The 24,202-nt window shown below is 35.3% G+C and carries 18 protein-coding genes; 3 read left to right on the top strand and 15 right to left on the bottom strand.

The features are described from left to right. The 3 genes from tamL (at window position 1) to IL45_RS13820 (ending at window position 4,082) form a co-directional block, all read left to right on the top strand. Entirely contained in the window at window positions 1-2,280 is a 2,280-nt protein-coding gene (gene tamL, locus IL45_RS13810; protein ID WP_051788742.1) for a translocation and assembly module lipoprotein TamL, read from the top strand. 109 nt (window positions 2,281-2,389) lie between these two features. Beyond that, on the top strand, window positions 2,390-2,884 hold the full coding sequence (locus IL45_RS13815; protein WP_235183359.1) for a DUF805 domain-containing protein: 495 nt from the start codon (window positions 2,390-2,392) through the stop codon (window positions 2,882-2,884). 91 nt (window positions 2,885-2,975) lie between these two features. Beyond that, window positions 2,976-4,082, top strand: a complete 1,107-nt coding sequence (locus IL45_RS13820; protein ID WP_036584947.1) for an endonuclease/exonuclease/phosphatase family protein — start codon at window positions 2,976-2,978, stop codon at window positions 4,080-4,082. Here IL45_RS13820 and IL45_RS13825 read toward each other — a convergent pair. The 15 genes from IL45_RS13825 to IL45_RS13895 form a co-directional block, all read right to left on the bottom strand. Continuing rightward, window positions 4,079-4,828, bottom strand: coding sequence for a DJ-1/PfpI family protein (locus IL45_RS13825; RefSeq protein ID WP_036584949.1), 750 nt, complete (start codon window positions 4,826-4,828; stop codon window positions 4,079-4,081). The two genes, IL45_RS13820 and IL45_RS13825, sit on opposite strands and share 4 nt — an antisense overlap. Then, window positions 4,828-5,199, bottom strand: a complete 372-nt coding sequence (gene crcB, locus IL45_RS13830; protein WP_036584950.1) for a fluoride efflux transporter CrcB — start codon at window positions 5,197-5,199, stop codon at window positions 4,828-4,830. The genes IL45_RS13825 and crcB overlap by 1 nt, the downstream gene beginning before the upstream one ends. After that, window positions 5,192-6,223, bottom strand: a complete 1,032-nt coding sequence (locus tag IL45_RS13835; protein ID WP_036584951.1) for an SRPBCC family protein — start codon at window positions 6,221-6,223, stop codon at window positions 5,192-5,194. The genes crcB and IL45_RS13835 overlap by 8 nt, the downstream gene beginning before the upstream one ends. 252 nt (window positions 6,224-6,475) lie before the next feature. Further along, entirely contained in the window at window positions 6,476-7,102 is a 627-nt protein-coding gene (locus tag IL45_RS13840; RefSeq protein ID WP_036584952.1) for a response regulator transcription factor, read from the bottom strand. Beyond that, window positions 7,099-8,874 (bottom strand): tetratricopeptide repeat-containing sensor histidine kinase, encoded by a 1,776-nt coding sequence (locus IL45_RS13845; protein ID WP_146128683.1) that lies wholly within the window; start codon window positions 8,872-8,874, stop codon window positions 7,099-7,101. Before IL45_RS13845 ends, IL45_RS13840 begins: the two co-directional genes overlap by 4 nt. Continuing rightward, the gene (locus IL45_RS13850) at window positions 8,864-9,448 is read right to left on the bottom strand and encodes a hypothetical protein (RefSeq protein ID WP_036584955.1); all 585 of its coding nucleotides are present in this window, start codon (window positions 9,446-9,448) and stop codon (window positions 8,864-8,866) included. The genes IL45_RS13845 and IL45_RS13850 overlap by 11 nt, the downstream gene beginning before the upstream one ends. Window positions 9,449-9,625: 177 nt before the next feature. Beyond that, on the bottom strand, window positions 9,626-10,966 hold the full coding sequence (locus IL45_RS13855; protein ID WP_036584957.1) for a M28 family peptidase: 1,341 nt from the start codon (window positions 10,964-10,966) through the stop codon (window positions 9,626-9,628). Between the two features lie 147 nt (window positions 10,967-11,113). Continuing rightward, window positions 11,114-11,974 (bottom strand): mechanosensitive ion channel family protein, encoded by an 861-nt coding sequence (locus tag IL45_RS13860; RefSeq protein ID WP_036584960.1) that lies wholly within the window; start codon window positions 11,972-11,974, stop codon window positions 11,114-11,116. Between the two features lie 174 nt (window positions 11,975-12,148). After that, entirely contained in the window at window positions 12,149-12,973 is an 825-nt protein-coding gene (locus IL45_RS13865; protein WP_036584961.1) for a mechanosensitive ion channel family protein, read from the bottom strand. Window positions 12,974-13,112: 139 nt separating this feature from the next. Continuing rightward, the gene (locus IL45_RS13870) at window positions 13,113-14,927 is read right to left on the bottom strand and encodes an acyl-CoA dehydrogenase family protein (RefSeq protein ID WP_036584962.1); all 1,815 of its coding nucleotides are present in this window, start codon (window positions 14,925-14,927) and stop codon (window positions 13,113-13,115) included. 39 nt (window positions 14,928-14,966) lie between these two features. Further along, a complete protein-coding gene (locus IL45_RS13875) occupies window positions 14,967-16,157 on the bottom strand; it encodes an acetyl-CoA C-acyltransferase (RefSeq protein ID WP_036584964.1) in 1,191 nt (396 codons plus the stop codon). Window positions 16,158-16,161: 4 nt separating this feature from the next. After that, complete coding sequence (locus IL45_RS13880; RefSeq protein WP_036584966.1) at window positions 16,162-18,570, bottom strand: 3-hydroxyacyl-CoA dehydrogenase/enoyl-CoA hydratase family protein; 2,409 nt, start codon at window positions 18,568-18,570, stop codon at window positions 16,162-16,164. Between the two features lies 1 nt (window position 18,571). Beyond that, window positions 18,572-19,027: a MarR family winged helix-turn-helix transcriptional regulator gene (locus IL45_RS13885; protein ID WP_036584968.1), complete on the bottom strand. Its 456-nt coding sequence runs from the start codon at window positions 19,025-19,027 to the stop codon at window positions 18,572-18,574. A 167-nt stretch (window positions 19,028-19,194) separates the two neighbouring features. After that, window positions 19,195-22,104 carry a T9SS type B sorting domain-containing protein gene (locus tag IL45_RS13890; protein ID WP_036584970.1) on the bottom strand — a complete coding sequence of 970 codons (2,910 nt, stop codon included), beginning with the start codon at window positions 22,102-22,104 and terminating at the stop codon, window positions 19,195-19,197. Window positions 22,105-22,148: 44 nt separating this feature from the next. Further along, the gene (locus tag IL45_RS13895; protein WP_036584972.1) at window positions 22,149-24,197 is read right to left on the bottom strand and encodes a T9SS type B sorting domain-containing protein; all 2,049 of its coding nucleotides are present in this window, start codon (window positions 24,195-24,197) and stop codon (window positions 22,149-22,151) included. Between the last annotated feature and the right edge of the window lie 5 nt (window positions 24,198-24,202).

The following is a 24,202-nucleotide window of genomic DNA, read 5'->3' on the forward strand; positions in this document are numbered from 1 at the left end:
TTGAAAGCAAACAGTTACATACACGGTTTTATAACCTTAAGTTTTTTCTTAATTATAACTTCTTGCGCTGTTAAAAAATATGTGCCTGAAGATGAACTATTGCTTAATGAAACATATGTTGATATTAAGCTAGATTCACTTACAGATGTAAAAGATGTTGCTGCGTTAAAAGCTCAATTAGATCTCACTATATCACCGCAACCTAATAGCACTTTTTTAGGAATGAGACCAGGCTTGCATTACTATTATAAGGTTAAAAGGGATAGTGGTGGCTTTATAGCGCGATTTATGAATAGAAAGATAGGAGAGAAGCCTGTGTATTTATCTGATGTAGAACAAGAGGCAACTAAAGATCTATTGCGCAATAGATTAGAGAATAGAGGTTTTTTCTTCTCTAATATAACTTCAAAAACTATTGAAAACGAAAAGCAAAAAGAAGGTAGTGTAACCTATCAAGTAAGTTTACCTAATCCGTATAGATTAAAAACCTATCAGGTTGATAATGATTCTATACCATTTTATAAAGTTCTAGAAAATCAATTGTCAGATTCTCCCATTAAAGTGGGATCTCGCTTTGATCTGTCTGCCTTAACGCAAGAGCGAGAGCGTATAGATAACAACCTTAAAAGCAAAGGCTATTATAATTTTAATTCTGGGTTTTTAATATTTCAGGCAGATACTAATCAGTATGATAATAGAAGGTTTGATTTATTCTTAAAGCTCAAAAAAGACGTACCTACTAAAGCAATAAAGCCTTATCAAATAAAGGCTGTAAAAGTCTACCCATATAATGTAACAAGTAATGATACTGTGGTTATAGATAGTGTACATTATGCTGATAAGGATTACATACAAGAATCTGATTTTTTTAGACCAGATCGGTTAGATCCTTTTATATTGTTAGAACCAGGTGATTTATACAATCCTACTAAGTCTAGAGCCACTAGTCGACGATTAGGATCCATAGGTGCTTATAAATTTGTCAATATAGAATATAAAGAACTACAAGAATCCAACGACAGTCTTAATTATTTAGAAGCTAGTATTTATTTATCGCCTTTGAATAAAAGAGCTATCCGTGCAGAATTACAGGCGGTAACTAAATCCAATGATTTTACGGGTCCTAGTTTAGGACTTACGTTTTCTAACCGTAATCTTTTTAAAGGTGGTGAAGTCCTTAATATAAAAGCAACTGGTACTTATGAAGTGCAAATAGCAGGAAATAGTGATGCCGGACAGACTAGTACAGAATTCGGACTAGGAGCAGATTTAATCTTTCCACGCATGCTGGCGCCTATAAACGTAGATAGTGATTATTTCGAATATGCAATTCCTAAGACCAAAACCAGTCTCAGCGCAACTATTTTAAATAGAAGTCAACTATATAGCTTGTTAACTTTTTCAGGTAGTTTTGGTTATACTTGGCAAGCAAATCGATATGTAACACACGAGTTCAATCCTATTTCTATTAACTATGTAAATCTGTTAAATACGTCTACAGAATTTGAAGAAATACTAGATGAGAATACCTTTTTACAAAATAGTTTTGAGCAGCAATTCATTTCTGGTTTAACCTATTCTTTTACTTATAATGAGCTTATAGATGAACGTAAAAAAGCTTTGTTTTATGTAAATAGTACAGTAGATATAGCTGGTAATAGCATCAGCTTATTAAGTAAAGAAAATGAAGAAGGAAAGAATGAATTTTTAGGACTAGAATATGCACAATATGCAAAGGCAGATGTAGACTTCAGATTTCACTATTTATTGAATAAAGATTCTCGTATTGCCACTCGATTTTTTGCTGGTTATGGCTTACCGTATGGTAACAGCGATGTGTTACCGTTTAGTAAGCAATATTTTTCAGGTGGAGCTTATAGTGTTCGTGCTTTTAGAACTAGATCATTAGGGCCAGGAGTTTATAGTCCAGAGGACGATGACGACCGTTCCTTTTTTGATCAATCTGGTAATGTGCGATTAGAAGCAAACGTTGAATACCGTTTCCCTATTTACAGTTATTTTAAAGGGGCACTTTTTGTAGACGCAGGTAATGTATGGACCACAGCAGGTAGTGGATTACCAGGTGGTGAATTTTCTAGTAATTTTTATAATGAATTTGGGATAGGAGCAGGATTAGGAATGCGAGTTGACGTGCAGGGATTTGTAATACGTTTTGATCTAGCTGCGCCATGGCATGACCCATCTATGCCGTCTGGTGAGCGATGGAATTTTGATATAGAAAACCCAGTTTTCAATTTTGCTATAGGTTATCCATTTTAAAGAAGTCTTGTTAGATAACGCTTCCGCGAAAGCATAGTAAAAAAAATCTTACATTTCACTATTAGATTTAAGAAAATAAGTGCTTAAATTGCCTTCTTAAATTTAACATATGGAAACCAATAACCAACCCCAAAACACAGAAGTACGCTCACGTCGTGAGAGAGAACCATTTATGCCAGAATCCAATGGTATGACCATGATGGAAGCAGTAAAATCGGTTTTTAATAAATATACTGATTTTACAGGTCGTGCAAGAAGATCAGAATACTGGTACTGGCAATTATTTAATTTTATTGTATTTATGATTTTGTATGTACCTGTGATTATAGGAGCTGCATCAGAAAATGAAGCAATAGCAATTCCATTTGGAATTCTTATGTTATTATACATTTTAGCTACTATAATTCCATCATTAGCTGTCATCGTAAGAAGACTGCATGACACTGGTCGTAGTGGTTGGTTTTACTTTATGGGCCTTATACCTTTTATAGGTGGAATCATCTTACTAATTTTTTGCGTTGAGGATAGTAAACATGGTGCTAATCAATGGGGACCTAATCCTAAAGGAATAGGGAATGATGATTTTAACAGGAACCAATTTTAATAAATTATTAAAATTTAATAAATAAACTTAAATTTTCCTCAACTATAAACGGTTAAATGGTAATACTCATTATCTTTAACATAAAACGTTTATGTGGAGGAAAATTTTTCAGGTTTTAGGCTTAATAGCTGCTTTATTAAGTTTATTACCTCTTATTGCTGTAGACTATTGGTGGATACGCATCTTTGACTTTCCACATTTACAGCTCACGGCTTTTACACTTTTGGCCATCCTTCTATATTTCTTTACGTTTAAACCCAAATGGGTAAACGATTATGCCTACATAAGTATTTTAATAGGCTGTTTTATATTTCAATTTGTAAAGTTTATCGATTACACACCTTTTGTAAAAGTTGAGGTAAATGATAGTTCTGAGCATGTTAATGAGGATTCAATAATTGAGATTTATACGGCTAATGTTTTACAGAAAAATGATAGCGGTGATAATCTTTATCAAGAAATTAAGGAGCAAAAACCGGATCTTATTGTTTTTACAGAAACCGACCAAAGATGGAGTGAAGAAATCAATCAGCAAATCGGTGAGGCATATCCTTTTAAGATTGAACAACCACAAAATAATACTTATGGTATGTTGGTTTATTCAAAATTAGAACTTACCGATACTAAAATTAGATTTAAAGTCGATCCAGATATACCTTCTATAGAGGCTAAAGTGATTATGAGAAATGGAAAACCGTTTCAGCTATATGCCATACATCCCACGCCACCGATGCCACAGCACAATCCTATGAGTACAGATCGCGATAAAGAGTTGATTTTAACGGCTATGGCAAGTCATAATTCTGAAATTCCAGTAATCGTCTTAGGGGATTTTAATGATGTTGCCTGGTCTGATAGCACTCAACTTACTAAAACGATTGGTAAGCTGTTAGATTTAAGGATAGGTAGAGGTTTTTATAATACCTACCATGCACAGTACCCATTAATGCGATGGCCACTAGACCATATTCTTACCTCTCCAGAATTTAGGTTAAAGGATGCTGGAACAGGTACTAATTTTGAAAGTGACCACTTTCCATCATGGGCTGTATTAACTTTTGAGCCAGAACTGGCGGAAGATCAAGCACCTAAAGAACCTTCAAAAGAGGACTGGCAAGATGTGAAAAAACAAATGAAAAAATCCGGAATAGAAAATCTTATAGAGTTACCTGATGCTATAAAAGATGCAGGCGATTAATTTTCTTTTTCTTGATTTATTATAAGATGTGGATAGTCGGCAAGATTGTATTCTAACACTAAACCACCAGCAAGATCATTTGTAATATCCGGCCCGTAAAGTACATCACATAAATACATAGCAGCTTCAAAAGATCGTGCACCACCAGCACTAGTAATTACTTTACCATCGTGTACAAACCATACATTTTCGCGTATGTCTAGATTTGGAAATCTTTCCCTCATTTTATGGACGTCACTAGGGAATGTGGTTGACACCACGTGGTCTAATAGGCCTGCTTGTGCAAGCATAAACGCGCCATCGCAATGTGATGTTATATAAGTGGCAGCACTACCAGTTTGTTTAATCCAATTTATTACCTCAGTGTTTTCTAAGTCACTATCTAGATGATGCTCGGCACTTGGAATAACTAAAATATCAATTCGAGGCGCGTCATTAAAATCATAATCTGGCTGCAGCCTCAATCCCTCAAATGTTGTGATAATATTTTTAGACTGTGCAACTGTAAATGTGTTCATTGGTTTTACGCTTTCGCGAAAGCGTGTGTGTTGAAAAATATCGAATGGAGCAGTCAGTTCAGTATTGAAAGTACCGTCCATCACTAAAAAACCTACATTATAGGCGTCTTTTAATAGAGTAGGAGCTTTGTGCTGAGTTGAGCTCGTGGTGGTTAATACAGGTTTTTGTTCTTGCTGGCACGATATCAAAATGAAAAAGCACAGTAAGGTGATAAATAATTTAGGCATTAATTAAGTTGTTTGCCTAGATAATAAGCACAGTAAACGGCTATATATCCTAGAATAATAGTTAATAGTAGATAAATTAAGGCTCCTAAATAATTAGATTCATTAGTGAGTTTAAATACATCTACAGAAAAGGTAGAAAAAGTGGTTAAGCCACCGCAAAAGCCTATTCCTAATAAAATATAGCCATGACTATCTAGTATGTTTTTATGAGAAAGTGATAGAAATAATCCTAACAAAAAACAGCCTATAACATTAGCAACAATAGTAGGTATCCATTTGATCTGATCTGTATTAATCCATACAGAAAATAAAAAACGTAGTACACAACCGAAGCCTCCACCAATAAATACTAAAAGAAGCTGCTTAATCATTTTCTACAACTGGTAAATATATTTCAGTGATGTTATCTGCTGGATTAGGTGTTAAAGCCGGATCTGTCTTATAAACCTCAAATGGTGCTTGTAATCCAGGTATATATCCTTGTTGTGCCATAAATAATTGCCCCTTATCCCATGTTTCTTGTAAGTGGTCATAAGTACCTTTTAAGGTAACCTTAACCGCTCTTGTAGGCTCTATATAAGTACATAATACCGCTGCGTCTGTCGCTGGAATTACACGATCTCTTACCGGTATAGCTGCAGAAAAAATTACACTGTTGTTATTATGATCAAATTTTTCATAAATACTCATAGGCATTCCATACATAGATATATTTTCTTCTTTCATGTACTTCATAATATCTTGTAACATGATTGCCATTTCACCAGAAAATTTATCCATGCTAGTAGAGGTTGTTTGATAAAGTATATAACCACCTCCATAATCAACTAATCCAGGATTACTGATTTCGTACTTTTTCATTTCTACTAATAGATATTCTTCTATATTATTGAGGCCTTTTTTATACATAGGTCTGATTTCCTCTTCTAGATCTAATCCTAGAATAAAATTCATAACCTTATTTTTGAGGCCATCTTCACCTTTAATATTCCAAACAACTTCTGTCCCTTCAGGCACTGGGTTTAATGTCATTGTCACGACACTTTTTGAATCAGAAATACTAGTATGATATTCCATTTCCGACTCCATACTTTTGTTGGGTTCTAAAGCAGTAATTGTCATAGAACCATTACCGTATTCATCTTTAAAACTATAGTTTCCATTAATACCTGTCGTTATATCACCTAACGTGTTAGTTACTTCAGTAGAATTAGTCCATGGATTCCAATGGTTCCAGTTTTTAAAATCTGAAATTTCTTCATAAATCATCTCTGGCGGTGCTTTAATTATTTTCTTTTCTGTGATATAATACGTACCATCTTGTAAAGAAAAATATACTGCTGCACCTATGATAATTACTAGTATAAAGAGAAAGAGGTATTTAAGGACTTTCATTTAGGGAATTTTGATTTATCAAATATACGATTAAGCATAAAAAAAACGGCCGGAAAAGATTTCCGACCGTAAATGAGAAAGTCTTATCAGGACTTCCTTCCCCCTAAAATTATTGTATAAGGAAATAATTCCTATTCAATCTTGTATAACAATTCAAAGTTAAAGTAGTTTGTGTATTTATAAAATACCCTTTAATGGGTATATTTTAAAGTATTTCTAGTAAAAACAAATATTTCATTTAACAATTGTGAATCACTTGTAATGCTGGTGTTTTTGTAAAGCATATCTTAACAGCTCTCCTTTGCCTTGTAAGCCTAGTTTTTGAATAATATTTTTACGATGTTTAATAATTGTGCTAACAGCTGTAAATCGTATTTCGGCAATTTCTGATGATGTTTTTCCTTGTGCTATTAACTTTAAAATTTTCGTTTCACTAGGTGACAGTATTGTTTTATTATTAGAAATTTCATTGCTTTCTATTTCATTAATATTAATAGAAGCATCAAAGTATCGTTGTCCTTTACTTGCTTTAATTATAGCAGTTTTGACTTCTTGTAGACTACTGGTTTTTAATATATAACCATAAGCGCCGGCTTTAATCATTTCTCGTATCGCATCTTCGTTATTAAACATGGAGAAGGCAATTACTTTTAAGGTAGGACGTATTTTTAATGCTTTTTTACACAATTCAACACCATTCATACGTGGCATACTAATGTCTGTTAATAGAACATCTGGCTTTTTAAAATCTAATTTTTCAAGTAACTCTTTACCATCTTTTGCGGTACCTACGACTTCAATCTCTTGAACATCTTTAAATAGTAATAAAAGACCATCTATGAGCGATTGATGATCTTCGGCTATTAGTAATCTTATCATTTTAGGGGTATATCTAGATTAACAGTAGTTCCGTGATTTAATTGAGAATCGATTTCTATGGTACCATCCAAATCTTCAATTCTTTTTTCAATATTATGTAAACCAATACCAGCCTTTTCTTGATTTGATTCTTTTTTGAACCCTATACCATCATCTTCGACCATAATATTAATACTGTCTTCATATGCGGTAAGGCTGATTACAGCATTTGTAGCTTGTGCATGTTTAATGATATTACTTAATAATTCTTGCAATATTCTAAAGATAGTAAGTTCTAGGCTATTTTCTAAGGATTGATCCAGACCATGATGTAATACCTCTACATGTACTTTTCCGCCTTGTGAAACTTTGTGTGCTAGCGATTCCAAAGTAGGAATCAATCCCTTACTAGCCATGACACCGCTATTTCTAGTATGAGACATTAGACGTATTTTTTCATATGCTTCATCTAGTAGATTCTCTGTTCGATTAAAAACTAGTTCGGATTTTTCTTCACTGAATTGTTCTTTTAAGTTTTCAAAGTATAGTCGGACAGTGGTTAATGTGCTTCCTAGATCGTCATGTAATTCTTCTGCGAGTCTTTTACGTTCTTTTTCTTGTCCCGTAATCATAGCATCTATGGTTGCTAATTCTTGATTTTTAAGAATGGTATCGGCACGACTTTTTTGGATTATTTGCTCTTTCTGAGCAATTAATTTTTTCTTTCGTTGGTTGTTGTAGATGAGGCCACCAGATAGTAACAAAATTATTGCTGCTCCTGAGAGTGCATAAATATGATTGCGTTGCTTTTCTTTATCAGCTTTAAGTTCTAGATTTTCTTTTTCTTTTTGAGTGGTTTGATATTTTGCTTCTAGTTCTTCTAAGGATCTGGCTGCAGCGACGGTTTTCAGAGAATCTGAAATTCTTATTTTATCACGATACAATGTGGCACTTTCTTCATAGTTTTTATTAAGGTAATAAGCCTCCGCTAAGTTTCTAGTTACCATGACCATTTTTTCTTGATTATCAATAGGGTAGTGGTCATTTAAAGATTTATTGTAGTAATAAATAGCCTCTTCGTATCTTTTAGATTGCTTTAAAGTTTGAGCCTTACTGTTATATAAATCTTTAAGTGTTTCAAAATCTTCTTGCTGTTTATAGTAAGGGATTAATGAATTAAAATAATATAAAGCAGAGTCTTTGCGATTTGCGAGGTCGTATAAAATACCTAGATTCAATTCAATGCTTTTCACCATATCTATTAAATCATTTTCTTTAGCGATATATTTTGAATGGTGTAATCTGCCTATTGAGCGCTCAATACTTGCCTCAGTCTCATAATCTTCATTATATATATAATAAAAGTCACAATTCACCAGCATTTTAGGATCTTGTGAGAGGTGAGCAATATCACAGTTTTCTCTAACTAGATCTTCAAACGGCAGCGCATTTTCAATAGTTGAAAGGTAAGTATAGATAAGTTCGTCATTGATCTTAAACCTAAGCTCTAGAGAGTCTTCAGGAACATGTCTTTTTGCTGACAATAACAGCTTGTAAGAATGCATTAAATCAGTCGATGTATTGGATTCTATTATAGCATTTTCATAATAATACCTTGCTTTTTCAGTATTTGAAAAAGCAAGAGTATCCATGGTTTTTATTAGTTCTTTCGACTCTACAAAATTAGATGCAGCATTTAATTTTGCTAACGACTCTAATTGGGTAGATTGGGAATTCCCTATCTGAGTAAAGCACAAAATCAAGCTTATGTATAGAAAAAATCTAGTTTCCACTACTCAAACTAGGTCTTTTAAAGGAATGACCTTTTTTAAGAGGAATAAATAAATCCATTTTATTTTGTCCACACGTCATACTTTCGTCGTTAATGTCAATTACAGTTTTAAAATCCATAGTAGGCTTTACGTCCTTTAAAACTGCAGCTGTGATAGTCGTTAATACATCACCAGCTTGTGGTGATTCATGGAGCGTTATTTTCAGCACATATTCGTTATCAACTTTTTCAAATGATGCAGTTTCTACATTCTTAAAATTATTTTTAGATTCAAAATCAATCTGAGTAATGGTTTTGGTGTTGACGTCCATATAAATCATTGCAGATAAACCTATATTATCATTCATACCGGTTTCTGCAATATGGTAGGTTTCCATATCTGTATTTGCTAATTGAACAGAAGTTTCTAGAATACTACAGTAATCATAAGGATCTTGATTGGTTTTTAAAATAGCGCTATTTGTATCCTTTTTTTTGCGCTCATTACTTTCAATATCTTCATCTGCTTTTATTTCATTTTTACAAGAAAATATGGCAAAAGTACATAAGCATAAAATGGCAAGTCTAATTTTCATCGGGTTGAGTTTTTGGTTGGTTAAATATGGTTGATTATGTGATGATATTATATACCCCATAAAGGGTATTTATAATTATAACGAATAAAGTAACTGATTTTAAGTTCAATAAACAAGTATCCCATAAAAAAGCCTGTTCATTAAGAACAGGCTTTTTTATTTTTTAATCGAGATATACTACCTAAAAACGCCGCTAGGGAAACTGACCATGCTTTCAATTCCATCTTTTCCTACTGCAACAACTCCAAAAAACGAGTTATCAATTACGATTTCATTTAGAGTATATTCATTGACGTCTCCTACATATCTAGAATGATCCCATGTAGGACTCGTTGTATCACGCCAGTATATTTTATATCCCACTGCATCTTTAACAGGATCCCATTTTAATCTTACATTAGCTTCTACAATCCCACCTATTTTTACATTTTGAGGTCGGATAGGAGCCCAGGCTAATTGTGCTAAATTTATAGCATTGACGGCAGTTAGTTTACGGGCATATGGAAAATTGACATGTTCAACAACATCACCATAATTCACACCATTCTCTGTTCTAATATCTTGATGTTGCTGTGTATAATTTTCATGTGCCTCCATGATACGTATACCTGGAAAACCTAAATCTGCAAACGGCCTGTGATGTCCACCACGGCCAAAACGATCTAATCTATATACCATCATAGGCTTCATCTCTGGCATATAGGTTTTTACTGATTTATGGATGTAACGTGCTAGTTGTCTAGAAATACCATCTACTTCACCACCATAAAACCTACGACCATTACGCTGGCGTTCTGTTTCAGTTGGGTCAGTAGGCTCTGAGAATATTCTGAACTCTCTGTTGTCAATGACTCCATCTACACCTTTAATATTTCCTATCATATCATTATTTAAAAAGCCTAAGACATTCCATTCTTTCTTTTTCGCATAGTCGGCAAGTCCTTTACCACCAAATAGTCCTTGCTCTTCACCACTTAAACCTACGTACACAATACTATTTTTGAACTTGCGCTTGCTTAAAACCCTAGCGGCTTCTATAGTACCAGCCATACCACTTGCGTTGTCATTTGCACCAGGCGCATCTGTTGTAAAGTCCATTGTATCGCTAGCTCTAGAATCTATATCACCACTCATCATGACCATGTCGTTAGGATTTGTAGTTCCACGTTGTATGGCAACTACATTAACTACATAAGCATCTTTAGGAACGCGATTTCCCATATCTGTAGTAACTAGATCTTTTTGGTAAAATACTTCAAGGCAACCACCACAATCTGCAGATATTTTATCAAACTCTGCTTTTATCCATCTTCTTGCAGCACCTATTCCACGAGTATTGGATACGGTATCTGAAAATGTATTTCTTGTCCCAAATCCAGCCAACTTTTTTACATCATTTTCAATTCTATCAGCACTTACTTCATCAATAATTTTATATAAATCTTGTTGATGTGCACTAGGCAGTTGAGCTGTTGAAAACATACTGATGAACAGCAATAAAAGAAAACCGTTTTTCATGATTGATAATTTTGCCCTAAGATAATACCTAGAACATTACAAATATTTAGTAAATTGTTAAAGGATTGATGTCATTTAACGCTTTCGCGAAAGCGTAAAAAAAAAGCCCCAAAATAAATTGAGGCTTTACATAAAAGAAAGAATTGATTAAGCTTCTTTCTGTATTTCAACTGCATGTGGATAAGGGATTTCAATTTTCTCTCTATCTAATACAAGTTTTGTATTTTCAATAGTCCAGAAATAAACGTCCCAATAGTCTTCCGGTGTACAATATGGTCTTACCGCTAGGTTTACAGAACTTTCTGCTAGCTCACTCACATTAACAGAAGGTGCCGGGTCTTTAAGTACCTTAGGATTAGATTCTAACATAGCAAGAAGAGCATCTTTAGCCTGTTTCATATCTTCTCCATATCCTATTCCTACAGTGGTATCAACTCTCATTTTACCTTCAGCAGTATAGTTAACAATATTTCCATTTGCCATAGGACCATTAGGGATAATGGCTAGTTTATTTGCTGGTGTAATCAACTTAGTAACTAGAATATCAATTTCTTTTACAGCACCTAATTCACCTTGTGCTTCTATTAAATCTCCTATTTTATAAGGTTTAAAGATTAGTATTAACACACCACCTGCAAAATTAGACAATGAACCTTGCAAAGCAAGACCTATAGCAAGACCTGCTGCTGCTAATATAGCTGCAAAACTAGCCGTTTCTATACCTAATGTGCCAGCTACAGTAACTACTAATAGGATAGTTAAAACCCATTTAATTAAGTTAGTAAGAAACTTTTTAAGGGTTAAATCATAATCCTTTTTATCCATTAGTTTGCTAACTAATTTAACTAGCTTTTTTATGATAAAAGCACCGATGATATAAATCAGTATTGCCTTTAATAAAGGTACTCCATATTCTAAGGCATAGCCTGTCAGGTTCTCAATACTAAATCCACTAGGGTCAATATTAACATCTACGTTTTTTGCTTCTACGATTGGTTCTTGCATCATTTTTATTGTTTTGATTTAAAAAAAAACGAATTTAATAACGATAAGTGAGTAGCCTGAAAAAGAATTGAGTTTTTGTATAAATAGTTTTTTATCGTAAAATAAATACCATTGAACAATAAAAGCGCATAAAAAAGCCACTTCATATAAAGTGGCTTTATCAATTAGGAAGAATTTTTATGATCCTTGTTTTTGTATTTCTACCTGATGTGGATAAGGGATTTCAACACCAATTGCATCTAGGGTAGGTTTGAAGTTTTGTTGTAAATACCAATGTACTGTCCATACATCATCAGTAAGTGTATATGGTCTCACGTGTATATTTATAGAACTGTCTGCATTTGCTGCGACTACAATCTGTGGTGCTGGGTCCTCGAGAACTAATGGGTGATCAGTAGCTAATTTGCGTAGTGCCTCGATTGTTTTTGTAATATCGGCATCATAACTCACACCTATAGTCGTGTCACATCTAAGAATACCTTCTGTATTAAAGTTAATAATATTACCGTTCAGTAATGGTCCATTAGGTATTATGGCTAGTTTACGTTGTGGAGTTATAACTTTAGTTTGTAAAATATCAATTTCTTTAATTGTACCTATGATCCCTTGCGCTTCAACGGTATCACCAACCTTAAAAGGTTTGAATAGAAGTAATAATACACCACCAGCAAAATTAGATAATGATCCTTGCAATGCTAATCCTATTGCAAGACCTGCAGCTCCTATAATTGCTGCAAAGCTGGTCGTTTGTATTCCTAATGTCCCTACTATTGAAACAATTAAAAGAATCCAAAGTCCCCACTTAATAAGATTTAAAAGAAACTTTTCAAGCGTCACATCATATTTCCTTAAAAGCATGAATTTTTGTGTGACTCTCAGCACTTTATTAATAAGCCATCTACCTATCAGATAGATAAGTATTGCCTTAACTAAAGGTATACCGTATTCTAGGATCAGTTCAAATCCTTTTTCTAAATTAAAATTTTCTAATAATTCTTTCATAGGGCACAAAAGTAAATTAAGGATATATCATCTACGTTTATGATTTGTTAATACTTCTAGCCATTTTAACATAAAAAAAACCGCTATCAATTGGTATTGATAGCGGTTCCAACTTAACTTAATCTAACTTAACTATACACTACGCTTTAGTAAATGGATATTTATTTTCTCCAGTTACTTTATCTGCAACTACATTACGTAGCTCGATAATGTTAGGAAGGTTGATATACTTAGTAAATCGTTTAAGGCCCATAAGCATCATACGTTGTTCATCTCCTTCAGCAAAGCTTGAAATACCTTCTTCAGCTCTATTTTGTATTATTTTTACAGCACTATATAAATATAGTTGAGACATTGCAATTTGCTCTTTTTGCTCTTCTACACTTGTACGTGCAATGTTCTTCTGAGTTCTAAGGATAGCACTTTCAGCCATATAGATTTCAATAAGAATATCTGATGCTGCTAATAACAGTTGTTGATTCTGTTCTAGTTCTGTCCCGAATTTTTGAACGGCACTACCTGCCACCATTAAGAAAACCTTTTTAAGTTTCTTTATCATGTCCATTTCTTCAGATAATGGTTCTGAGAAGTCTGGAGTATCAAAAGAAGGAATAGAAGTCAATTCATTTCCTACTGCCATTGCTGGCTCAAGAAGATTTACATGTCCTTTCATCGCTTTCTTAACAAGCATTCCTACTGCTAGCATACGGTTAATCTCATTTGTACCTTCATAAATACGTGAGATACGAGCGTCTCGCCATGCAGCTTCCATAGGTGCATCAGCACTGAAGCCCATACCACCATAAATTTGAATACCTTCATCACTACAGTTTTGCATATCTTCAGATACCGCAACTTTAAGGATTGAACATTCAATAGCAAATTCTTCTACACCTTTCAATTCTGCCTCTGCAAATGTTGCTCCTTCTTCTTGACGTAAGTGAATTCTATTCTCAATATCTTTAGCAGCGCGATAAGAAGCACTTTCACCTACATAGGCGTTAGTAGCCATCTCAGCTAGCTTTTTTCTAATCGCACCAAATTTTGCGATAGGTGTTTTAAATTGCTCACGCTCATTTGCATAATTAGTTGCTAGAGTAATCACACGACGTTGTGCATCTAGACATGCAGCAGCTAGTTTAATACGTCCTACGTTTAGTGCGTTCATGGCAATTTTGAATCCTTCACCACGGCCAGCAAGCATGTTTTCTACAGGAACTAAGCAATCATTAAAGAATACCTGACGAGTAGAAGAGGAGTGTATACCTAGTTTATGCTCTTCTTCACCCATAGAAATACCATTGCTAGGATCATTCTCTACAATAAACCCAGTAATATTTTTATCATCTTCTAGACGAGCAAATACTACAAATACATTACAGAATCCAGCATTAGAAATCCACATTTTTTGACCATTGATCTTGTAGTGTTTTCCATCTGCAGTAAGTTCTGCTTTTGTTTTTCCAGAATTTGCATCAGATCCTGCACCAGGCTCTGTTAAACAATAAGCTCCAAACCACTCACCAGTAGCTAATTTAGGGACGTATTTTTTCTTTTGTTCTTCTGTACCATAAAGAGTAATAGGCATTGTACCTATTCCTGTATGAGCACCAAATGCCGTTGCTATAGATCCAGTTGCACCTGATATATAATCACAAACTAACATGGTAGAGACAAAGCCCATTCCTAATCCATCATATTCTTCAGGAACAGCAATTCCTAAGAATCCCATTTCACCTGCCTTGCGCATTACTTCTTCAGTAAGTGCATAGTCTTTCTTTTCAAAACGTTCCTTATGCGGTACGATTTCTTTATCTACAAACTCTTCTACACTATCGCGCATCATCTTTTGCTCATCAGAGAAGTCCTCTGGAGTAAATACTTCTGATGGGTTTGTTTCCTTAACGATGAATTGTCCACCGCGTATCATTTCTATTTTATTTTCTGTTGACATAATATGTATTGTTATCTCGCTTTCGCGAAAGCATAATTCTTAATTTAAAAACTCAAAAATACCAGCAGCGCCTTGTCCAGTTCCTACACACATGGTAACCATACAGTGTTTTCCTTGGTTTCCTCTCTTACGCATCTCATCAAAGATTTGCACCGATAATTTAGCACCTGAACAACCTAGTGGATGACCTAGGGCAATAGCACCACCGTTAACGTTAACGATGTCTTTATTAAGACCTAGTTCTCTAACCACAGCGACAGATTGACTTGCAAAAGCTTCATTTAACTCAATAAGAGCCATGTCTTCTTTTTCAAGACCTGCTTGTTTTAATGCCTTTGGAATAGCTTCTATAGGCGCAATACCCATTATTCTTGGTTCTACAGCTGCTACAGCAAAGCTTACTAGTTTTGCAATAGGCTTTATACCTAATTCATTTACCATTTCTTCACTCATTACAAGTGTAAAAGCAGCACCATCACTAGTTTGAGAAGAGTTACCAGCTGTAACACTACCACCTGCAGCAAATACTGGACGTAATCTCGCAAGAGCTTCTAGACTTGTACCTTTTCTAGGTCCTTCATCTTTAGTTACTGTATAGGTTCTCGTTTTCTTTTTTCCGTTCTCGTCTAGGTAAGTTTCTTCTACATCGATAGGAACAATTTGATCTTGAAAACGGTTTTCAGCTTGTGCTTTTAAGGCTTTCATGTGAGAGTCATAAGCAAATTGATCTTGCTCTTCTCTAGAAACCTTATAATCATTTGCAACCTCTTCTGCAGTAAGTCCCATTCCCCAATAGTAGTCCTCGTGACCTTGCTTTGCCAGGCTATAAGCTGGAGCAGGTTTATAACCACCCATAGGAACATAACTCATGCTTTCTACACCACCAGCGACTATACATTGAGCCATTCCAGATTGTATTCTTGCTACGGCTGCACCGATAGCATCTAGTCCAGAGGCACACCATCTATTGATACTTATACCTGGGATATCAACTCTTTCTAATGCTAAAAGGGATATCTGACGTGCCATGTTAAGACCTTGCTCAGCCTCTGGCATTGCATTACCTATGATCATGTCGTCGATACGTCCTTTATCAAAATCAGGAAGGTCTTTTAACATTCCTTGAATAGTTTCTGCTGCTAGTTCGTCGGGTCTTTTAAATCTAAAAACACCACGACCTGATTTTCCTACTGCCGTTCTTTTTGCGGCAACTATATATGCGTTTGTCATTTTCTTAGTTTCTTAAAGGTTTACCTTTCTGGATCATGTGTTGAAGTCTTTCTAATGTCTTTCTTTCTCCAGTAAGACTTAAGAATGCTTCACGTTCTAGATCTAATAAATATTGCTCTGACACTAGAGTAGGAGCACTTAAATCTCCACCAGCCATAACATAAGCTAGTTTATTTGCAATTTTTAAGTCATGCTCGCTTATGTATTTTCCAGCTTTCATCGCGTCAGTTCCTACTAAGAACATTCCTAATGCTTGCTGGCCCAATACTTTTATATCCTTGCGCATAGCAGGCTGTGTATAACCTTTGTCAGCTAGTAATCTAGCTTGTGCTTTTGCAAAGGCGATACGTCTGTTATCATTTACAACAACATGATCTACTCCTTTTCTCAAGATGCCTAGATCAAATGCTTCATAAGCACTTGTTGCAACCTTAGCGGTTCCTATGGTAAGGAAGTATTCTCTTAATCTGTTTAACTCTACGTCGTTTTTCTCAAAAGTGTCACTTGCTCTAAGTGCCATCTCTTTTGATCCACCACCACCAGGAATTACACCTACACCAAATTCTACTAGACCGATGTAAGTCTCTGCACTTGCAACAGCAACATCACTGTGCATGGTCATTTCACAACCACCACCTAGTGCCATTTGATGTGGCGCAACGATAGTAGGAATACTACTGTAACGCAATCTCATGACTGTATCTTGGAATTGTTTGATAGCCATATTCAGCTCATCATATTCCTGCTCTACAGCCATCATAAATATCATACCGATATTTGCCCCTACAGAGAAGTTTGCACCATTATTTGCTACTACTAAACCGTCAAAACGATCTTCGGCGATATCAATAGCTTTATTCATACCGGCAAGAACATCACCACCTATAGAGTTCATCTTAGATGTAAACTCTACGTTTAAGATACCATCACCGATATCGTGAACGGTTACACCAGAATTTTTAAATACTGGAGCATTTGCACGTAAATTGTCTAGAATGATAAATCCATCCTGTCCTGGTTTCTTTACATAATCTTTATCTGGGATAGAGTAGTAGTAGGTAGATCCATCTTTTACGGTATAGAAAGACTCAAAACCTTTCTCTAGCATTTCTGTTACCCAAGCAGCTGGTTTTTTACCGATTGCTTCCATTAACTCTACACCTTTTGCAACACCTACGGCATCCCAAACCTGATATGGTCCATGTTCCCAACCAAAACCTGCACTCATCGCATCGTCTATACGATACAATTCATCGCTTATTTCTGGAATTCTATGTTGTACGTATGCAAAAAGAGATGCAAATGATTTCCTATAAAAATCACCAGCTTTATCTTTTCCTTTAATTAGAACAGGAAAACGATCTGCAACGTTATCTATTGATTTAGTTAATTCTAGTGTAGCAAACTTTGCACGTGGCTGTACTACATATTCCATAGAGTCTAGATCTAATGCTAGAATCTCTTTTTTACCTTCTTTAGTGACGTTCTTTTTATAAAAACCTTGACCAGTTTTAGAACCTAACCATTTATTTTCCATCATGGTATTGATGAAGTCTGGTAATTTAAAGGTGTCTTTATGCTCGTCTTCTGGGCAGTTTTCATAAACACCATTTGCAACATGTACAAGGGTATCTAGTCCAACAACGTCTACGGTTCTAAAAGTTGCAGACTTAGCACGTCCTATGACAGGACCAGTAAGTTTATCAACCTCAGACACAGTAAGACCCATTTCTTTAACCGTGTGGAATAAACTCTGAATAGAGAATATACCGATACGGTTTCCTATAAATGCAGGAGTATCTTTTGCAAGAACTGATGTCTTACCTAGGTATTTCTCTCCATATTCCATTAAGAAGTCAGTAACCGCTGGATCACAATTAGGACCTGGAACAACTTCAAATAATTTTAAATATCGTGGCGGATTGAAAAAGTGAGTTACTGCAAAGTGCTTTTGGAAATCTTCACTACGTCCTTCATTCATGAAAGAGATAGGAATACCAGAAGTATTTGATGTAATTAAAGTACCAGGTTTACGATACTTCTCAATTTGTTCAAAAACAGATTTTTTAATGTCTAGCCTTTCTACAACGACTTCAATAATCCAGTCGGTGTCTTTAATTTTAGATAAGTCATCAGTTAAATTTCCTGTAGAAATTCTGTTTACAAATGAGTTATTGTATAAAGGTGCCGGTTTACTCTTTACAGAAGCTGTAAGGTTATCGTTTACCATACGGTTACGAACAACCTTGTCTTCTAGAGTTAGACCTTTGGCCTTTTCTTTGTCTGTAAGTTCTCTTGGGACAATGTCCAATAGGAGTACTTCACAACCTATGTTTGCAAAATGGCAAGCAATACCGCTTCCCATAATTCCTGAACCTATTACGGTTACATGTTTAATTCTACGTTTTCCCATATTATTTATCAGCTATGGCTTCTTGTTTAAAAATATTTTTTTGACCTACTAGATCGTTGATTTGATAAGCAACTTCTAAAAAGGTATTTAATTTTTCGGCTTCTATATTTTGTTTTACTACGGTATCAAATGACTTTACGACGTTTTTAGAGAAGTCTCTCATTTCTTTACCAAAGTCTGTTAAATGAATTAATACGCTGCGTCCATCTTCTGGATTTTTTCTTCTTGAGATAAGACCTTTTTCCTCCATGGTCTTTAAAGTACGAGATAGGGAAGTAGCTTCCATTCCCATTTTAGGTCCAAGAGCAGTACTAGGTGTACCTTCTATAGGGTCAATGCTTATGAGCGCAAATCCGGTAGCCATAGTGCTACCTTTAACAGCGGCTTGTTCATTATACATTTTAGAGATGGACATCCATGTCGCTCTTAGTATATAATCTATTGTTTTATCTCTCATTTAATAATCTTACATCCAAAGATAGTAAATAAATACTATGCGTGCATAATAAAATGATAAATTTTACAACGTTTTCGTGATATGAAGATAGTTATAATTACGCTTTCGCGAAAGCAAAAAAAAAATCCCAGCGGTTAACTGGGATTTTGTATTTAATAATTTAAAGACTAGTAGTTGATATAAACCCAACTTGCCGTGTCTTCTTCATCTTGATCATTATATTGAATCACGTAGAAGTAAGTTCCCACTGGTAGTAAACCATCACCAGCAAGAGCTCCTTTATTAGGGATTCCTGCAAATTCTTCATAATTACTTGCGCTAGTTTCATAAACTACAGAACCATTACGATTAAAAATCTGAAGATTAAAGTTATTGTATTGCTCTGCTAGTCCAGGAATAGAGAATGTATCATTGATACCATCATTATTAGGAGAGAAGCCTTCTGGGAAAACAATTTCACAACGTTCAAAAATGATAGTGAACTGGGATGTGTTAAAACATCCTGTTGTATTGTTCTCTAATCTAGCAAATAACAGATCAGTCGTTACTCCTGATTGGAACGGTACTGTATAACTTAATGGTAACTCATTTGTTGCGTTTTGCGCATCACTATCAGTTGTATAGTAACTTATAGTATAGTCTGCTGGGTTAAGTCCATTTAAAACTGCCGCATCTTGAACAGATAATTCAAAAAGATTTTGATTAAGATCTACAGTAGCGTCACAGATATTTGTTAAGTCTGGAGCATTTCCTATAGCAGGAGCCGCTTGTACAGTAATGTCAAAACTAGTTGTTCCAGCACAACCTGCGTCATTCACAAATCTTGCATAAATGGTTTCAGAACCACTTACAGTATATACATTAGGAAGTGCTGCGGCACCACTATCAGCATCTGCTTGAGTGGAGTGGTAGGTCACCGTACCGGCAGAGCCATTTGCAACGGTTGCGTCTTGGTCTGATAAAGTGAAATCAGAACTTCCATCTAATGGAGCATCATCACAAACTTCAATATTAGCAACTGTACCTAATGTAGGTGCTCCTAAAACTACTAGGTTAAATGGAGCAGTTCCAAAACAATCTATATCATTAATGTTTTGAAGTCTTACATAAAGAACTTGTGGAGAAGTCGTATTAGTATAAGGAACTGTTGTATCGATAGCTCCCATATTCATATCTGCATCAGCTTGTGACTCATGAATTGTATAGTCTACATCTACTGGATCACCAGCTTGTGTTGCTATAGTAGGTAAGAAACTAGCTAAGTCAAAATCTTCAATTCCGTCCTGACTTGCATCATCACAAATCTCATAATCCGGAATGTTACTAACTGTAGGCACAGAACTCACAGTTAACACGAAAGAACCGATTGCAGAACAACCATCATTAATAGGTGATGTGTTGTTTTCAATGCGTACCCAAATAGTATTTGAACCTAAAGTAGCATTGTAATTTAGTGGTAATGGATTCTGACCAGCGTCAGCATCAACAGAGTTTGCATAGTAAGAAATATTAAATGTAGCTGAATCTTGAGCGCCCAAAACGTCTAAAGTAAATTGAGATAAATCAACAACCTCATCACCTGAGTTGTCATCATCACAGTAATCTAATAAAGTAACATCTACTGGATCTACAATTCCGTTTTCATAAATAGTAATATCTTGAGTAAAATCTCTAACATCTCCAGATACATTTGTTACGTTTACAGAAACAGTATAAGTTCCTGCTGTTGCATAGGTATTAGTCACAACACCTGGACCTGTTACCATTAAAGTATTACCATCACCAAAATCCCAATTCGATGCCGCAACCTGAGGTAAACAAGCAAGTATAAATTCTGTAGCATCACCTTGACATTGATCATTTACGGTAAACGAACTAGCAAAACTAGATTGAACAAATACAGGAAGTCCTTGTTTTCCAACTCCTGGAGAAATATCTACGGCCGTAGTATTATATGTAGGAGTGGCAGTCTCAGAATTCTCAATTCTACCTAGGAAGGTTTGATCAAAACGAGCTACATAAATCTCTCCATCTCTACCTAGTTGTAGTGTTCCTCTAGATTCTGGAACATTTGCAAATTCATTTCTTGAAGATACAATATTTGCTTGATCACAAAGGTCGTATTGAACTAGCCTTTTATTTGATCCACCTGTCGGACTATAATTACTACTTAAATCATGATAAAGATACTGTGAAGAAGCAGAAAATTCTACACCATAAACAGGTCCATTGTCTAATTGTAAACCTGCACCACTGAATTGACCATTACCAGGATTAAAGTCATACAAGAATAAACCTTGATTTGTTAAGTTTTGAGTACCTATGGCTAGTTTAGTTCCATCAGGTGAAACTCTTAACATACCACGATCACCATTAGTTGCAGCTAGTGGAGTAGAAAAATATGGTAAACCACCATTTGCAGATTGTGCAATAGGAGCTGGTAGTACAAATGATACATTAGGACCAGCGATACCTCTTACTTCCCAAGCAAATAAGGCATTGTTATCACCAGAACCTGTAGAAACACTCGTTGCGTTAGATCTACCAAAAGTCATAATGTAAGCGTTATTCGTACCTGTTTGAATTGTTGCAGCTACTTTCTCAGCACAAGCAGCAAGTAGAGTTACATTCTTAACACCTGGTACAACGTCACCTAATCCACCATTAAGAGCCATCTCAATTCTAGAATAAGAAAGAGGTGAGGTATTTCCAGCACCTACGGTCGCTACAAAATAAACACCAGCTGTTTCTGGTGCTTTGATAACTATAGCAGATTGTGTAGAGGAAAAGTTACCATCTAATCCAGTCCCGTTAGGCATAGCAACACCATTACGGTTCCAAACGGTTGAACCATCCGTAAAAAATAAAAGGTTTCCCATTTCATCAGAGATAGAAGCGACACCTTCATCAGTATCGTATCCAGAAGTTAATACGGCAGGATCACTTGATCTATTCTGTGGGTTTGGATTAAATTCAACACCAGCACCATCTCCAAAAATCCACCAGGATGATTCTTCTTGAGCTGTGACGCTAAATGAAATTACTAATGTCAGTAATAAGAGTATTGCTTTTTTCATAATGTACTTGATTAGGAGTAGAGTTATTTAGGGTTGTTAGTTTTCTAATTTAAATAAACATATCCAGCAATGGGTTTTAAACCAGGCTCGTTAAATTCTATAATATAAAAATAAGTTCCAGTAGGTAGTCTTTTGCTTGAATTATGTGCTAGTCCACGGTTACTGGTTCCATCCCAAGAAGGCGTATCATTGTCACCTTCCCAAATCTTCATACCATATCTGGTAAATATAAAAATTTTATGTTTATCATATACGTCTCTTAATCCAGAAACGATGAACGTATCATTTATCCCATCATCGTCAGGTGTAAGGACATTGAACACTTTAACAAGGCAGTTTTTTACGTTAATGTTAAAAGAAGTGATGTCATAACAATTTGTATTACTTACTCTTACATATAATGTCTGTGGAGAACTTATATTTTGATAAGGTAGATTTGTGCTAATTGAATTAATATTTAGTCTAGCTTCTTCATCGGTCTCGTGAATGGAGACTGATTGGTTTAAGGTAGAACTGACCTGTGATTCTATAATCGATAGATCAAAACTTGCCGTATCAAAACCTTCATCACATAACTCGATATCCATAGGAACTGCATCGATAATCGCTGGTTCAAATACTGTAATTTCTATAGTCTCTGTAAAGCTGGATACAAGTGTTTCAACATTTGCTGTGACCGTATAAGTTCCTGGAGCACTAAAAATATGACTAGGATTTAAATCCATCGAGATGTTATTAGAACTGTTTATATCACCAAAGTCCCATAATATACTTTCAACTTGTGCACTTGTATTAAAAGTAAATGCTTGAGATTCTCCAAAACAATGGTCTACTGCATTTATATCTCCATTTAATAAAAATGATTGAACAAAAATAGGTAGCCCATAAATCGCTTGTGCTCCATTAGTTAAAGCAAAGTCATTATAGATATAATTAGATGCTGTACCGCCATCATCAGGATTATTAATGACACTTAAAAAGCTTTCATTAATTCGGGAATGATAAATCCTATTGTCTAGACCTAACTGTAACGCACCTCTAAAAGGAGCTATCATATCTGTATGAACTACAGTTTTACTAGCGGCAATATTTGCTGCTGTTAGGTCATATTGTAAAATCTCTCCTCTTAAAAATTCATATATGACTGTTGTAGATGGTAACATATAGTCAGCCTCAGCATAAAGATATCTTCCATTACCAGAAAATTCTACTCCATAAAAGCTTGCGCCATCTGCTCGAGTCATTAATGGTTGTGGATTAGAAACTACGCCGGTCGCATTATCAAAATCATATAAATACAACTCGCCACCTTGTGCATAAGCAAGACTACGCGCTTCTAGCACATTAGTGATTCCAGAAAATTCGGCCGTAGTGTTGTTTGAAAAATGAGCTGCCACTAATTTATCTCCTCGAGCATTGAGTTTAATATAACCTCTCATTGCTGCGACATCTACGTTAGTAATAGGAGTAGAGATCAATTCTATAGTTGGTCCAACAATACTTGTTACTGGTGCTAGGTTGAGACCAGCTGCCGTAATTTCATATGCATAGTAGGTGTCTTCAAACTGTGTAAGAACCCAAAACCCATCGCCTGTTGCATTGGATATTGCAGTCAGTTTTTCTGACGTAAGCGGCAAGAGATTGATGTTTTTTTGTAAAGAAACAATATCTCCAGTTCCTCCATTTAAAGACATATCCACAATAGAGTAGTGGAAACCTACATTCATGCGATATTGTTGATCGCTGGTGTCTACCGTAAAAATATAATATAAATCATCATTACCAGGTTGTGGAACGATGATCGCACTAGACGTACTTGAAGAATCACCTAATAGTCCTGTACCATTAGGCATTAAATTGTGTGTGGAATCAAATACTAACGATCCATCTGTATAGAATAGTAAATTACCTAAATCATCAGAAATTGTAGCACAACCTTCTCCAGTAACTAATTGTCCTACGCCAGTAGCCGTAGCGGTACCAGACGAGAAGTCGATTCCAGCAGTAACTCCAAAGTACCACTGGGATGATTCTAGTTGCGCTTTCGCGAAAGCGGAACAAAAAATTATAAAACCTATTAAAATGTATCTCATTGCCT

It is taken from the genome of Nonlabens ulvanivorans (assembly GCF_000732625.1).
Lineage (GTDB): Bacteria > Bacteroidota > Bacteroidia > Flavobacteriales > Flavobacteriaceae > Nonlabens > Nonlabens ulvanivorans.